A 13,483-nucleotide genomic window follows, 5' to 3' on the forward strand; every position below is an offset into this window, starting at 1 on the left:
TTATTTTTTGCAGTAATTTAGAATAATTTTAAATAAAAACATAAAACACTGCAAATCAGCATTTTAACAAAAAATACCATTCCATGATTCACCCGTGCAGGGGTGCCTGGAATGGTATTTTAGCAAGATTATACGCACAAAAGAAACGTATATTCATTCTTAAATGTTAATTTTTTTCAGTTTAGGTCAGGGTATTAATGTCGTGACAAATATACGGCCAAGGGCGCTCTGTTACAATAGTTTAATCATAAATTTCTAGCATTTTAATCCTGCTCGCTGGCAGTACTCTGTCTTCAGGCATCTGCAAAAGGCTTAAAACCAGTGCGTTGTATTTTTACCTGTTATACGCAACTCAATGCATGCTGTATTTCTTTACAACAAAATAATTTGGCCTGCACTTCAAAAGTATATATACGCACAAAGCTAAAACCGGCCAATCTCTCTTATCTTAGGTGTGTACTATCAAAATAATAGGCTAAAATTCCGCACAAGGCTTTTAAAAACATAAGCCCATCAATAACTGTAAGATAAAAAAAGATGGTTCTTCGCTGTTTGAGCGCATAAGCCACCAGAATCATAGCCAGAAACGGAATCAAATTAAAAAGCAAACGGGTAACAGAAAACCCATTATAAATTGCAAAAGCAAGAAAACTGGCCATGCCAGCCAATGTAAGCGGCACAATGATACTGAAAATGGTAAACCGCAGCCCTTTGGCTACTACAAAAGTTTTGATATTGTGATTGGCATCAGAAGCATAGTCTTTGATATCGAACATGATACAAAGCACTGAAACAAACATGAAGTTCTTTAGAAAAAGCCACCACCCGGTGGGGCTCATGCTTTGGTTGGTCTGATGCGTAATATGGTAAAACACCACAGGGGTAAGGGTTATTAAACCCGCCCAGGTAAAGCCTATGATAAATGGCTTCAGCCACCCTATTCTTCTGAGATTAAAACTGCCCAAAAAACTTAAACCATAATAAAGCAGCGCGGCCAAAGGCGTAAGCAGCAATGGCCATAGTTGCCCTTTGCTGATGCCCGTTAGGCCAAACCTGTATTTGTACAAAAAATACAGAAGTATGATACCACTGCTTATCAGACACAACCTCTGGCTATAAAGAACGTAAACTCTGTACTGAATAAACCAACGGGTTCTGGGGTTTCTGGACGTCTTAATTGACGGGTCTTTTATGTACGCCAGCGTATAAAACCAGACAGTAATCGTAAATACCAGAACATAAAACAAGGGTGGGTTTAAAGAATAATTTTGCTGCAAAGAAGCCTCAATAGCCAATGCCACTGCACAAATGCCATAAAAATAGTTTCCGAAGAAAACTGTTTTGATAATAGACTGAAACATTAGACCGGCTAAATAATAAAACAGTTAATAAATGCCTGCGGGGCAATTCAGTTTCTGACCCAAACAACTGGAATACCCAGGTAAAGATAGTTGCTTTTGTAAGAAAACAAATGTCATAAACTTATAAATTGCCCATACACTCTGTTTGCTGTTGAAGCAAAACCATAAACCTATAACCCCGCTGCAACGGGTGCTACTACCGGCTTACAATAAATTATAAACTAAAAAGAGCGCACCCGAAAGCACGTTCTTTAAAACCAACTAAACCCCATTGAATGCCGATACCACTTAAGATACCGGATACTTCTTCATTATTTTGGCTACTCCTTTTTCAATCTGCCTGTCAAGTTTTTGGTTATTGATAGCAGACGAAATACTACCCTGCCATACCAGCTTATTGGTTTTGGCATCAATGGCATCAATTACCAGTGTACCCTCAGTGTAGGTGTATGGCGATGAATACCCCCCACCCCAGTATCCCATGTTATAAGGTACAATGAAACGGCCAATACGGGTGTATCCTATCATTGGGTAGGCTCCGCCATAACTAAAGCCACGGGTGGTTTCTTTCTCGGCATTCGTATGAAACCTCAACAACAAATCCGGTTGGCTGGTATCAATACTCAAGCCTTTGCTTAGCAAAGCCTGGTCAACATCCGTCTGAATTTTCTTGCTTACCAGTTCATTATTATATAATGGATTATTCGTCCGTATATCCGGCTCAACCCAGGCAAAAGTTCTGAACTTACTAAAATCGGCCGAAGGGTCTTTATGTGTAATAACCTGTGCGTCGGCACCTGAGATGCCCAGCCCAATCATCCCGATCAGCAGGGCTATGTTCAATAGGCTTTTCATCTTTTAAAAATTGTTTGTTCTGAATGATTGAAAACAACTTTTAGACAGCCCACGGTAAAAAAAGTAAATTACTACCTGCATTAAAATTTGTTAAAAAAATAAGCAGACTCAAACATAAAAAAGCAACAGATTAAACCAGTAAAATTGTTTTTGTAGATACCATTTAATCAAAAATTCAGGGTGAAAGATATGAACTCTAAGAATTTTTATTATTTTTGATTACAATTGCCAAACCAGAACTTATATGATTTTTAAAATTCAAATTAGCACTGATTTTGATAATCATCTTGAAAAGAGCTTTACCTATAGCCGTGAGCTTTTAACTTTCGACCTCCACACTGTGCCGATTGTAAAATCCACACTAGATTCAGACACCACATTGAGTAATTACCCTGAATACGTTTCGTATAACCACACCCTTGAGGGCCAAAGGCCTTACCAGTATTCTTAAGTGGTATTCCATACAACCAAAGTTAAAAATTTAAATCAGGTTTATTTTTAATTCAATTACTATGGAAAACATCTACCTTAATCACTGGGCAGTGCTGGCTTGTGCTGTCTTAAGCCTTGCCTTGGGTGCCTTATGGTATTCACCGCTTATGTTTCTAAACGGCTGGAAAACGGCCAATAATCTGACAGATGAGCAACTGAGAGCTAACAATCCGGCAAAAACCTTCGGCATTACTTTTGTGCTGGCGCTGATAACGAGCTATAATCTGGCGTTTTTTCTGGGAGACGACAAAACCGATATGGCATGGGGCGCTACGGCAGGCTTTTTAACCGGTTTTGGTTTCTGTAGTGCCATTTTTACAATTGTTGCTTTGTTCGAACTACGTTCGCTTAAATACATCCTCATTAATGGTGGATACATAACTGTTTACTATACCCTGGCCGGTCTTATTCTGGGTGCCTGGAGGGGCTAAGTATCGTTTTACATAAGCATATTTAAAAAACACCATCGCACATTGCAAGGGGTAAACGTAATTCATTAATAACTAAAACCTCTTGCTTTGCGCTAAAAAACAGTCACCCGGGTCTACCGGAAGCACCCTGCTGATTATTGTTAAAACCGATACTCAGCAATACTCAAATATTATATAGATTCCTTCCACCGATATCCCTTTCTTTTTTTGTACAAATCCACATTTTTTATAGAATGCTATAGCCGCCTGGTTGGCCTGCAGGCATTTCAGAGTAATTGGGGTCTTTAATTGCTGAATCATGGCATCAACCATCAATTTTCCAACTCCCATTTTCTGATATGACAAATGGACATAAATATGGTGTATAAAGCTATCAGGCTCATAGGCAGAAATAAACCCAACTATTACCTCATCAATAAACGCAACAAGGGTGTATTCACCCTGGGTATCGGTGTCGTAAGATTCTAATTGATAATGGCTGGTATTTAACCAGGTAAAGGTAGCCTTTCTTACCTGCATGTATAATTCTCTTAAAGCAGGTAAATCTTTCAATTGAAATGCTTCTATTTTTACTTTCAAAGTCTTTTAATTTTTTATTTCGGGATTGTCGCCAAAACTATTATGGTTTTTTGAATTTGCCAAACATCGCTTTCCAGTATTTTGAATATTTAATACCTCTGCAATGGCGTAGGCATAATTTTTATTAATTTAGCTTTATAACAACAGCACAACAGATATGAACGAAGAACTACTGAAAGAAATAGCAGCCCAACTGCGCCAGCCGCATGGCGAAATGGGCAATGAAATGGGCGACAGAATGAACCAGAGTAATGCCCTGATGAACCGCTTTGTCATTAAAAACCTTAATGCGGCTCCCGGTGATGCCGTTCTTGAAATAGGCATGGGGAACGGCTTTTTTGTAAATGAAATACTCAACAATAACCACGCGATTGTCTACACCGGTTGCGACTTCTCTGAAGCCATGGTTACAAGGGCTATACAACTCAATGAAACTTTGATAAACCAAGGGCAGGCGACATTCAAATTAGCCAGCGCCAACGATTTACCTTTTGATGCTGAAAGCTTTGATAAGGTTTTTACCGTAAACACCATCTATTTCTGGGATAACCCAACAAGTGTATTGAATGAAGTAAAGCGTATAATGAAACCAACTGCGCAATTGCTGATAACGCTGAGGCCAAGGTCTGTAATGGAAAAATATCCGTTTACCAGATTCGGCTTTACTATGTATAGTGCTGATGAACTAACGGCTTTGCTACTGGCAAACGGTCTTTCGGTAATCTATATACTGGAAGAAAACGAACCAGATCAGGAAATGGCAGGAGAAGTGATTAAGTCTTCTTCAATGATTGTCTGTGCACAAAAAAACAATTGATATACCTCTCAGCTAACCCACCATACGATTTGCAGCCTGGGATGGCTGAAAGCCGAAAAATTATCTGACCGATAGCCTTACAAAAACAATTATTTACCTTTGATGTAGATTTGAAGGTTTAAGCAAAAAAAATATGATCCTTAACTTATTAATATCGTTGCTACTCATTCACGCCGGTGAGCATCCGTCTGTAAACAACTTAATAAATGTAAAGGCAAATGCAACCAGTGTGGCTACACTCCAACGGCATGCACTTAAAGACACCACTTTTACCCTTAAAATTGAAAACGATAAGCGAGTAGTTGACAATGCCCTGAAGGCCAGACTAACAAAAGAAATAAAAACAGCTATTGTGGCCAATAAGCTTAAAAAACCTTACAAACTGGCAATGGGCTTTACTCGTGGTGCCCGGGATGTGGAGACCTTTCTGTTTGGCGAGCAGCTATTCTACTCTCTGGCCGAGAGTGGCTTTACAATTAATGGCAAACCCATTGAGTTACCTGATGCAAAACCAAACCCCATACCGCAGATAAAAGTCATAGACAATATAATATACGTGGTGCTGTCTAAAATGTAACCTGTCTGATGCTTTACTATTTTATAACGTCTATGAAAATTCTAAAAACCCTGCTTTTAATATGCCTGCGTCTTGGTTTGTTGGCTCAGTCAGAAACCAGCACGCTTAAACCTTTTGTATTAGGGTACATTGATGAAATCAACTCAGTACAACTGGGAGAGAAAAGGATTTTGAACATTTATCTGCCAGAAGGTTATTCAAAAACAGACACCACCCACTACCCTGTTGTTTATCTGCTTGATGGCTCTTATGATGAAGATTTTATTCATGTAACAGGCCTTTATCAGTTCAATAACTTCTCATGGATTAACCGCGTACCAAAATCAATTATAGTAGGTATAGCCAATGTAGACAGGAGAAGAGATTTTACATATCCAACTACGATTCAGAAAGAAAAAGATAGTTTTACAACCGCCGGGAAGTCCGCCCGGTTTATAGGTTTCATAGAAAAAGAACTGCAACCTTATATTACAAAAAAATATAATGCCGGTGGGTCAAAAACCATTATCGGGCAATCGCTGGGTGGTTTGCTGGCAACAGAAATTCTTCTTAAGAAACCTGCCCTGTTTAATCAGTATATCATTATCAGCCCAAGTATATGGTGGGACAACGGCTCATTGCTTGAACTGGACTCAGACATTCTGAAACCTAACTTTAACCAGCCGCTAAAGGTATATATCGGCGTTGGTAAAGAGGGGCTGGCGCCGTCTGAAACCCCAAGGATAATGGAAGTAGATGCCAACCTGCTGGTTGAAAAACTGAAAAAAGCGACAAACAAAAATCTGCATGTATATTTTGATTATCTGCCTCAGGAAGACCACGCCACTATTACGCACCAAGCCGTTTTTAACGCTTTGCGCTTGTTGAATCCGGTTACTGATAAAAACTGAATTTTAAATCGTTGATTAATCTCTTACCTTATTTTAATCGGCAAGGAAGGTCATTAAATAGCTTATGATTTCTTTGCGCTGTGGCTCGGTTGCATCCTCGTCCATATCATTATGAATAGTAGCCGGCAGTTTAATAACCGTCATTTTGTATTTCTTTTGTTCTTCTGCTGTTGGCAAAACACCCTCATCTGCGGGTTGGTCGCTTGACCGTAATGAATAAACCCTGGGCTTTGTTGTACGCGGCAGTTCCATTCTGCGGTTATCCAGAGTAACAATCTTGCTAATTAAATGTGGGTACTTATGCGCAAACAAAGCTGTCATGTCTCCACCGTTAGAATGCCCCACTAAAATTACGTGCTTAAAGTCAAGATGCGGACTCCTTTTTTTAAGTTCACTCAAAACAAAAAGTAGGTTAGCTGCACCCCTTTCCCAATTAGAACGCCTTACCACTTGTGGTTTACCGGTTAGTGGCAAAAGGCTGTCGGTAGGCAGTTCATGCTGTACACTAGCTACCAGGTAACCCTCTGATGCCAGATGATGAGTCAGGTAATTATACGCCAGATTAGCGCCTCCTTTGTTTTCGCCATAACCATGGCTGAAAATAACCAATCTCTGATGTTTAACCTTAACAGCAGGTGTAAAAAATGCTATAGGAATTACCCTTTTACGGGCAGTATCAAACCATCTGACGGTGTCAAGCTTTACCTCAAAATTCTTTTGAGCCAGTAAAACAGAAGAAAATGCAGAAAAAAAGAAAGCTAGTATAAATGCAGCAAAGCTTTGGTGATGGTTGTTTTTCATTAAGCACGTTTTTCGTGCAATTTATGAATTATCCAAAGAGTCTTACAGAGTGCTTCAAAGAAAATTGCTAGGCAGAAACCTTGTCATTCCCCTTTCAATCTTAAATGGTCTTCCATGACCGTTCAAATAATTTTACGGCACAAGAACTATAACATGATATAGTTTTGCCAGATATTTTAATCATAAAAGTTTCACCCTATTGTTATGAAATTTCTTAGTTCGTCGTTAATGCTATGCCTATTTGTTTTGCAGGCCATTTGCCAGCCTTTAAATACCAATAAGCTGGATAACCTCTTCAATACACTTGCCGAGAAGAAATTGGCAATGGGTAGCCTGGCTATCAGTATAAATGGCAAAGTACAATACAAAAAAGCAATTGGTTATGCTGATATTAACAACCATATAGCTGCAAATACGGGTACCAGATATAGAGTCGGTTCGGTATCAAAAATGTTTACTGCTGTAATGGTGTTCCAACTGATTGAAGAAAAAAAGCTCTCATTAACTGATAAACTAAGCCAATTTTATGGTGATATTCCTGATGCTGAGAATATTACGATAAGCCACTTGCTCAATCACAGAAGCGGATTGCACAGTTATACAGAAGATACCGACTACTCTACATGGATGAGCAGCGCTCGATCGCACGCCCAGATGCTGGCAATCATCAGAAAACTAAAACCTGACTTTGCGCCCGGTACAAAAGCCTTTTATTCTAACACCAATTATTTATTGCTCAGCTATATAATTGAGCAAATAGACCAAAAGCCTTATTCAGAAGCTCTCAAGCAACGCATCACCTCAAAAACAGGCTTGAAAGACACATACTTCGGGGATTTAACTGATATCTCCAAAAATGAAAGCTATTCATATAAATATAATGAAGGAAACTGGCATCAAATAAAAGAAACAGATTTGAGTATACACAGCGGAGCAGGCTCAATCGTATCAACCCCAACAGACCTGGTCAAATTTATTGAAGCGCTTTACGAGCGCAAATTAATTGGCAGTGCAAGCCTTAATGAAATGCAAACCATGAAAGACGGCTATGGAATGGGGATGTTTCCTTTCAGTTTTGAAGACAAAACTGCCTTTGGACACAATGGGCGGATAGAAGAGTTTTATGCGGCAGTCAGGTATTTTCCTGAAGAAAAAATGGCAATGGCCTATTGCACAAATGGTATTCTTTATCCCAGAGCAGATATTCTTACAGGTATTCAGCGTATATGCTTTAATAAGCCTTATGCTATTCCGTTTACTAATCCTACTCCATTGAGTTCGCATGATTTAGACCAGTACACAGGTATGTACACTTCAGACAACAGGGCAATAGTAGTGAATGTAGGCAAAAACCAATCAGAATTGCTTATAGAAACCAGAGGTAAAGCATTTGAGGTGCAACCCATTGGAAAACACTACTTCATGCAGCAAGGTTTGGGTTATTTCTTTGAATTTGAACCTAAAAAAAACACACTCCTGATTAAAGAAACAGATAATATTTACTACCTGAAACGTCAATAGAAATTTAATGACAACAGGAACGCTCTCATCAGCAATAACAGAATCCAGTAGCACAATACCACGGGATTCTGTTAGCGGACTTCAAAATTATGCCTTTTTACGGCAGGTATTTATACCGAATATTGAATAAAGCGGACAATAGTTTATCAAAGCAGTAATCAGGAAAATACCTCCTGCTACTAATGCCACTATGCCCCAAACCCCCGTTAATACTTTTGTAAAATAGAGTATCAGGGCCAGAAGTGCAACCAGGAATCTGACGATACGGTCGGTGCTGCCAATGTTTTTCATAGTAAAAGAGTTTAAAAATGGTATTGTACTACTGAAACTAATTATCGCCGCCGGGTTTTTGCGGTTGTTTATTCAAAAAGTCTTTCAGTAAATCGCCGAAAAAGAACCCGAAATACCCCCCGATTGGAATCATGGTCTGCCACTGCGATTTAAGCGGGCAGGTACCTGTCAGGCAGCCTATTTCTTTCCAGTACAAGTAACCGCCCAGGGCGCCGATGGCTGTAAATACCCAGACAATGAATCTTTTGTTTTTCATATAATATTATGTTCTGCGTCTATACCGGCGGTTATCAGGGATACTGCAGCCACCGGGGCCGCAACCAAAATTCATTACGGCCTGCACCACCAACAGCAGCCCGATAACACTGAGAAGCAACTGGTTTTCAATAAAGGCCATGATAATAATACCCATACCAGCTACCAGCCTTATGATGCGAACGGCGTTCCAGTCTTTCAATAAAGTTTTCATATTGCCTTTGTTTATCGCGGATAGCTTCCTATACCACCTGAAAGGTTGTAAACATTTTTAAAGCCCTTACCTGCCATTAAATGACAGGCCTGCGCACTTCTGGCGCCACTTCTGCAATAAAGCAGGTAAGTTTTCTGAGGGTCCAGCCCATCCAGCCGATTTTGAAAATCGCCGCTCATGATATCTGCATTAATGGCCCCTTTAATGGCCCCCTGTCTGTATTCCATGGGTGTGCGTACATCCAGCAACACAGCCTCTTTATTTTCGTTCAGCAGTTGCTTGAAGGCTTGCCCTGACACATCCTGATACTGCTTTTTGGTTTTAAAGAAATCGAACATTTTTTTGCCGTTTATAAATTAATTATAAACCAAATGTCAGCAAAAAATGATACCCCTGCAGTGATTTTTATCACACAGAGATAATTTATTTCAGAGCAGGGTTGTTGGACAAACATAGTCTGTTACAGCTACCCTGCCGGTTTGCTTAATTGCTGCAAAACCACCGGCCACGTCAATCAGGTTATGAAATCCGCGTGCTTTAAGAATAGAAATGGCTATCATAGACCTGTATCCTCCGGCGCAATGTACATAATAAGTATTGCCAGGGTTTACCTGAGCCATGTAATCATTCAGAAAATCAAGCGGCATATTCTCTGCACCCAAAATATGTTCTGAGTCATACTCACTTTTCTTTCTTACGTCTATTACGGGCAAGGCTGTTATTGTATTCATTAAATCGGCAAACTTTTCAGCGTCTACCTGCTGTACACTATCAGTCTCATGGCCTGCATTTATCCATTCCTTAACACCGCCTTTTAGGTATCCAATGCAATTATCATATCCTACACGAGCCAATCTGGTAATGGTTTCTTCTTCTTTGCCTTCTTCTGCAACCAGTAAAACCGGCTGTTTTAAATCTTTGATTAGCGTACCAACCCAGGATGCAAACTGCCCGTTAAGACCAATATTTACCGACCCCGGAATAAATGCCGCGGCAAATTCTGCCGCACCTCTTACATCCAGTATCAGGGCATCAGTTTCTTGTGCGGCTGCTTCAAACTCGCGCACATTTAATGCCCGCATGCCACGGCTCAACACATTGTCGAGGCTTTCGTAGCCTTTCAGGTTCATTAACACATTAAACGGAAAATAGGCCGGAGGTGGTACAAGGCCTGTCAATAAATCTTTAATAAACTGCTCTTCAGTAAGCGACGGGTTCAGCGCGTAGTTTACCTTTTTCTGATGCCCCAGTGTATCAAAAGTGTCTTTGCTCATGTTTTTACCGCAGGCACTACCCGCACCATGGTTTGGATAAACGATGAGGTCGTCGCTTAATGGCATTATTTTGTTTCGAAGCGAATGATACAGGTGCGAGGCCAGTTTTTCCTGTGTCAGCTCTGCTATCACATGCTGCGCCAGGTCTGGCCGGCCAACATCATTAATAAATAGGGTATCGCCTGAAAAAAGCGCCGTCTCTTTGCCACTTTCATCAATCAGCAAATAGCATGACGACTCCATTGTATGCCCTGGCGTGTGCAGCAGTTTTATCTTTACGTTACCTAAAGTAAATACTTCGCCATCGTGGGCTACGTGTGCTTCATAGCCCGGCTTTGCCGTAGACCCGAATACAATGGTGGCTCCGGTTTTATTGGCCAGTTCAAGATGACCTGATACAAAATCGGCGTGAAAGTGGGTTTCAAAAACATATTTTATCTGGGCATTGTCTTTCATGGCCTTGCTCACATACGTATTACTGTCTCGAAGTGGGTCAATCACTGCGGCCTCACCCGCCGACTCTATGTAATAGGCTGCCTCTGCCAGGCAACCGGTGTACATCTGTTCTATTTTCATTGTTATTGTGTTTAAGTTTAAAATTTTAAGCTGCTACAAATGTATTTGCCCGCCAATTGCTTGTCAGTAACATTTCTCACACTTGTAATACCTTATCTTAAAGCACCTAAAATTATGAAGCTTAAACACTACAATTAATGACGGATGTCATAACGGCACAAAACAAAAAGAACGGAAACCGCCAGAGGCAATTTCCGTTCAGAAAACTTATTCTTTAAACGGTATGTCAGAGTAATTCAATCCTGTTTCTGGACAGCTTTACTTTTCCGAGTTTTTCTAATTGTTTCAGCAGTCTGGACACCACCTCTCTTGACGTGGCCAGTTCATTGGCCAGCTCTTCATGGGTTATCACAAAAACCTTACAATTACAGGCTTTGGCTTTCCGTTTCAGCAGCATCAGCAGGCGGTCGTCCAGCTTATGAAAAGCTATCTGGTCAATGGTGTTCAGCAAATCTTCAAAGCGTCGCTGATAAGTCATAAAAACAAATTGCCTCCAGGAGTTATACCGGGTCATCCATTCTTCTACCTTCTCAACCGGAATGCTGATAAGGGTGGTTTCTTCATCAGTTACGGCAAGTATTTCGCTTTGCCGGTGCCCCAGACAACAGGTAAGAGACATGGCGCATGAGTCCATACCACCCAGGTAGTATAGCAAGGCCTCGCGCCCTTCTTTATCTGGCCTGAGTATTTTTACCGACCCCTTTAATATAATAGGTACAAACCTGATATAGCCGCCGGGCTGCATCAAAACATGCCCTTCTTCCAGTACAACGTAATTTCCAACCAGTGCTAATTCCTGCAACAATTCGTATTCAAATATGCCTGTAAAATTTTCCTGAAGCAATGAGATGCCGGGCTTCATAATAAAAGCTTTTGTTTAAACATCAAAAATAGGTATATGCCTTAAATGCTTATGTAACAAATGTTACATTGTTTTAGTGGCATGCTGAAACCGGAAATTTACTTTTTAAAAATGGATATATTCATAACACACACTTCAGGAGAGAAAAACGAACTAAATTTTACCTTGAAGGTATTGAGTAATCTGACGAAACAAGTGAGCCTGTGATAGATATGGTAGCCATAAATTTATATTTTCAGACAACCACTGTAGGTGCCTCTGACAATTTCCATAAAAACGTTTAAGAAATAAATTTATTCAGGGCATATTATTTAAAAAAAGCACTTTAAAAAGCCAGAATTTCACGTGCAACCCGCTCGCCTGAACGGATGGCGCCGTCAATGTACCCATTCCAGACATCAGCCGTTTCAGTACCAGCCCAATGAATATGGCCTACGGGTTCTCTTAAAGCTTTGCCGACGGAGGTCCAGGCACCGGTAGGCATTAATCCGGCATAACAGCCGCGGGTAAACTCTTCTTCTGCCCAGCTATGATCAAGGTACTGAACAGGTTGCCGGGCCTTCTGCCCGTAAAACCGGGCAAAGGTATTCAGCACAGATGCTTTTCTTTCTTCGGGCGATAGTCTTGCAAAAGCTTTGGCCTGATTCCCCAGCACAAAACCCATCATAATTCCTTTACTGGCATCTTTGGGCGAGTTATCGAAAGTTACTGTCACGTAGCCATCATTAGTAGCCGCCAAACCGTTCAGTCCATCTTCCCGCCAGAAGGGTTTGTCATATATGGCATACGTTTTCCAGACATTGCCCATTGGCATACGCTGGGTAAGCTGCTCTCTGTTAACAGGCATAAGCGGGGCGTACTGTATCCTGCCCGCAAGCATGGGTGGCAATGCCACTATAACTTTTGAAGCCGTCAGCTCAAAGCCATCGCCTTTTACGGTTACCAGTGTGCCATCCTGGCTGATGCTTCTGACGATGCTGTTTAAACGGATGTGTTCCTTAAAAGTATCTGCAAGCCGTAATGCCGGTTGCGCGGCCCCTCCTACCAGTCGTTCTTCCTGCGCCCCGTTCTTTACATTCATCAGCATATCCAAGTCCCCACCTGACCTGGTATAAAACAGCGCGTGCAGCATTGATATTTCGTTGGGGTCAGCCGCCCAGATGGCCTCTGCCGCCAGCTTAAACATAACTTTTGCCGTTTTGAACGACATCTGTTTGTCCATCCAGGCTGCCAGAGTCAGCGAGTCATAATAGTCAGCATTGGGCGTATTCCAGGGGTTTTGCAGGTCTACTGTTTTAGACAGCTTATTCATACGCTTAATGGCCATATCCAGACTTAGAAGCGCGCCTATGGGCAAGGGCGGAATTATCCCTTTATAATATTTCAGTTTATTGTTAAAGTAAAGGGTGCTTTTCCCTTCGTCAAAAGTCGGAAAAGTCTGCACGCCAAACTCCTTTGCCAGGGCATAGATTTTGTCTTGAGTGGGCCCTACCCATGCAGCGCCCAGGTCTACGTAGCTGCCGTCTTCAAAATATTGGGTATGCACCCTGCCGCCTACGCGGTCGCGGGCTTCCAGTAAAATTACTTTTTTTCCGGCTCTGAGCAGTTCGCGGGTAGCGGTTAGCCCGGCATATCCGGCACCGACAACAATGGCATCGTAGGTTTGCATAAGAAGGTTAAAGATTAG

Annotated in this window: 17 protein-coding genes; 6 read left to right on the plus strand and 11 right to left on the minus strand. The window is 41.2% G+C overall.

Annotated features, from left to right (window positions below):
* Positions 1–443: 443 nt before the first annotated feature.
* The gene (locus tag NZ848_RS08485) at positions 444–1,361 is read right to left on the minus strand and encodes a hypothetical protein (RefSeq protein ID WP_259015133.1); all 918 of its coding nucleotides are present in this window, start codon (positions 1,359–1,361) and stop codon (positions 444–446) included.
* A gap of 288 nt (positions 1,362–1,649) precedes the next feature.
* Complete coding sequence (locus NZ848_RS08490) at positions 1,650–2,216, minus strand: DUF4136 domain-containing protein (protein ID WP_259015134.1); 567 nt, start codon at positions 2,214–2,216, stop codon at positions 1,650–1,652.
* 244 nt (positions 2,217–2,460) lie between these two features.
* Between NZ848_RS08490 and NZ848_RS08495 the strand changes: the two genes are divergently transcribed.
* The gene (locus NZ848_RS08495) at positions 2,461–2,667 is read left to right on the plus strand and encodes a hypothetical protein (RefSeq protein WP_253529800.1); all 207 of its coding nucleotides are present in this window, start codon (positions 2,461–2,463) and stop codon (positions 2,665–2,667) included.
* 61 nt (positions 2,668–2,728) lie between these two features.
* Positions 2,729–3,139, plus strand: coding sequence for a DUF1761 domain-containing protein (locus NZ848_RS08500; RefSeq protein ID WP_101724310.1), 411 nt, complete (start codon positions 2,729–2,731; stop codon positions 3,137–3,139).
* 153 nt (positions 3,140–3,292) lie between these two features.
* Here NZ848_RS08500 and NZ848_RS08505 read toward each other — a convergent pair whose 3' ends face one another.
* Positions 3,293–3,718: a GNAT family N-acetyltransferase gene (locus tag NZ848_RS08505; protein WP_253529804.1), complete on the minus strand. Its 426-nt coding sequence runs from the start codon at positions 3,716–3,718 to the stop codon at positions 3,293–3,295.
* 157 nt (positions 3,719–3,875) lie between these two features.
* On the opposite strand from NZ848_RS08505, the gene NZ848_RS08510 reads away from it, so the two are divergent.
* The 3 genes from NZ848_RS08510 to NZ848_RS08520 all read left to right on the plus strand — a co-directional run bounded on the left by NZ848_RS08510 (position 3,876) and on the right by NZ848_RS08520 (position 6,002).
* Complete coding sequence (locus NZ848_RS08510; protein ID WP_259015135.1) at positions 3,876–4,535, plus strand: class I SAM-dependent methyltransferase; 660 nt, start codon at positions 3,876–3,878, stop codon at positions 4,533–4,535.
* 133 nt (positions 4,536–4,668) lie between these two features.
* Positions 4,669–5,112 (plus strand): hypothetical protein, encoded by a 444-nt coding sequence (locus tag NZ848_RS08515; protein ID WP_259015136.1) that lies wholly within the window; start codon positions 4,669–4,671, stop codon positions 5,110–5,112.
* A gap of 32 nt (positions 5,113–5,144) precedes the next feature.
* A complete protein-coding gene (locus tag NZ848_RS08520; protein WP_259015137.1) occupies positions 5,145–6,002 on the plus strand; it encodes an alpha/beta hydrolase in 858 nt (285 codons plus the stop codon).
* 33 nt (positions 6,003–6,035) lie between these two features.
* On the opposite strand, the gene NZ848_RS08525 is transcribed toward NZ848_RS08520, so the two are convergent.
* On the minus strand, positions 6,036–6,803 hold the full coding sequence (locus tag NZ848_RS08525; RefSeq protein ID WP_259015138.1) for an alpha/beta hydrolase: 768 nt from the start codon (positions 6,801–6,803) through the stop codon (positions 6,036–6,038).
* Positions 6,804–7,007: 204 nt separating this feature from the next.
* Between NZ848_RS08525 and NZ848_RS08530 the strand changes: the two genes are divergently transcribed.
* Complete coding sequence (locus NZ848_RS08530) at positions 7,008–8,324, plus strand: serine hydrolase domain-containing protein (protein WP_259015139.1); 1,317 nt, start codon at positions 7,008–7,010, stop codon at positions 8,322–8,324.
* An 87-nt stretch (positions 8,325–8,411) separates the two neighbouring features.
* Here NZ848_RS08530 and NZ848_RS08535 read toward each other — a convergent pair whose 3' ends face one another.
* The 7 genes from NZ848_RS08535 to NZ848_RS08565 all read right to left on the minus strand — a co-directional run bounded on the left by NZ848_RS08535 (position 8,412) and on the right by NZ848_RS08565 (position 13,465).
* Positions 8,412–8,615: a YgaP family membrane protein gene (locus NZ848_RS08535; protein WP_259015140.1), complete on the minus strand. Its 204-nt coding sequence runs from the start codon at positions 8,613–8,615 to the stop codon at positions 8,412–8,414.
* A gap of 37 nt (positions 8,616–8,652) precedes the next feature.
* Entirely contained in the window at positions 8,653–8,871 is a 219-nt protein-coding gene (locus tag NZ848_RS08540) for a hypothetical protein (protein ID WP_259015141.1), read from the minus strand.
* Positions 8,872–8,877: 6 nt separating this feature from the next.
* Positions 8,878–9,084, minus strand: a complete 207-nt coding sequence (locus NZ848_RS08545; protein WP_259015142.1) for a hypothetical protein — start codon at positions 9,082–9,084, stop codon at positions 8,878–8,880.
* Between the two features lie 11 nt (positions 9,085–9,095).
* On the minus strand, positions 9,096–9,422 hold the full coding sequence (locus NZ848_RS08550) for a rhodanese-like domain-containing protein (RefSeq protein WP_259015143.1): 327 nt from the start codon (positions 9,420–9,422) through the stop codon (positions 9,096–9,098).
* A gap of 90 nt (positions 9,423–9,512) precedes the next feature.
* The gene (locus tag NZ848_RS08555) at positions 9,513–10,934 is read right to left on the minus strand and encodes an MBL fold metallo-hydrolase (protein ID WP_259015144.1); all 1,422 of its coding nucleotides are present in this window, start codon (positions 10,932–10,934) and stop codon (positions 9,513–9,515) included.
* Between the two features lie 226 nt (positions 10,935–11,160).
* Entirely contained in the window at positions 11,161–11,796 is a 636-nt protein-coding gene (locus tag NZ848_RS08560; RefSeq protein WP_253529855.1) for a Crp/Fnr family transcriptional regulator, read from the minus strand.
* Between the two features lie 325 nt (positions 11,797–12,121).
* On the minus strand, positions 12,122–13,465 hold the full coding sequence (locus NZ848_RS08565) for a flavin monoamine oxidase family protein (protein WP_259015145.1): 1,344 nt from the start codon (positions 13,463–13,465) through the stop codon (positions 12,122–12,124).
* Positions 13,466–13,483: the final 18 nt, after the last annotated feature.

Source organism: Emticicia fluvialis, from assembly GCF_024793945.1.
In the GTDB taxonomy this organism is placed as follows: domain Bacteria; phylum Bacteroidota; class Bacteroidia; order Cytophagales; family Spirosomataceae; genus Emticicia; species Emticicia fluvialis.

Bases quoted from the DNA above. Each gene is read 5' to 3' on its own strand.
- NZ848_RS08485 (WP_259015133.1), bottom strand. From the start codon at position 1,361: ATGTTTCAGTCTATTATCAAAACAGTTTTCTTCGGAAACTATTTTTAT.
- NZ848_RS08490 (WP_259015134.1), bottom strand. From the start codon at position 2,216: ATGAAAAGCCTATTGAACATAGCCCTGCTGATCGGGATGATTGGGCTG.
- NZ848_RS08495 (WP_253529800.1), top strand. From the start codon at position 2,461: ATGATTTTTAAAATTCAAATTAGCACTGATTTTGATAATCATCTTGAA.
- NZ848_RS08500 (WP_101724310.1), top strand. From the start codon at position 2,729: ATGGAAAACATCTACCTTAATCACTGGGCAGTGCTGGCTTGTGCTGTC.
- NZ848_RS08510 (WP_259015135.1), top strand. From the start codon at position 3,876: ATGAACGAAGAACTACTGAAAGAAATAGCAGCCCAACTGCGCCAGCCG.
- NZ848_RS08515 (WP_259015136.1), top strand. From the start codon at position 4,669: ATGATCCTTAACTTATTAATATCGTTGCTACTCATTCACGCCGGTGAG.
- NZ848_RS08520 (WP_259015137.1), top strand. From the start codon at position 5,145: ATGAAAATTCTAAAAACCCTGCTTTTAATATGCCTGCGTCTTGGTTTG.
- NZ848_RS08525 (WP_259015138.1), bottom strand. From the start codon at position 6,803: ATGAAAAACAACCATCACCAAAGCTTTGCTGCATTTATACTAGCTTTC.
- NZ848_RS08530 (WP_259015139.1), top strand. From the start codon at position 7,008: ATGAAATTTCTTAGTTCGTCGTTAATGCTATGCCTATTTGTTTTGCAG.
- NZ848_RS08535 (WP_259015140.1), bottom strand. From the start codon at position 8,615: ATGAAAAACATTGGCAGCACCGACCGTATCGTCAGATTCCTGGTTGCA.
- NZ848_RS08540 (WP_259015141.1), bottom strand. From the start codon at position 8,871: ATGAAAAACAAAAGATTCATTGTCTGGGTATTTACAGCCATCGGCGCC.
- NZ848_RS08545 (WP_259015142.1), bottom strand. From the start codon at position 9,084: ATGAAAACTTTATTGAAAGACTGGAACGCCGTTCGCATCATAAGGCTG.
- NZ848_RS08550 (WP_259015143.1), bottom strand. From the start codon at position 9,422: ATGTTCGATTTCTTTAAAACCAAAAAGCAGTATCAGGATGTGTCAGGG.
- NZ848_RS08555 (WP_259015144.1), bottom strand. From the start codon at position 10,934: ATGAAAATAGAACAGATGTACACCGGTTGCCTGGCAGAGGCAGCCTAT.
- NZ848_RS08560 (WP_253529855.1), bottom strand. From the start codon at position 11,796: ATGAAGCCCGGCATCTCATTGCTTCAGGAAAATTTTACAGGCATATTT.
- NZ848_RS08565 (WP_259015145.1), bottom strand. From the start codon at position 13,465: ATGCAAACCTACGATGCCATTGTTGTCGGTGCCGGATATGCCGGGCTA.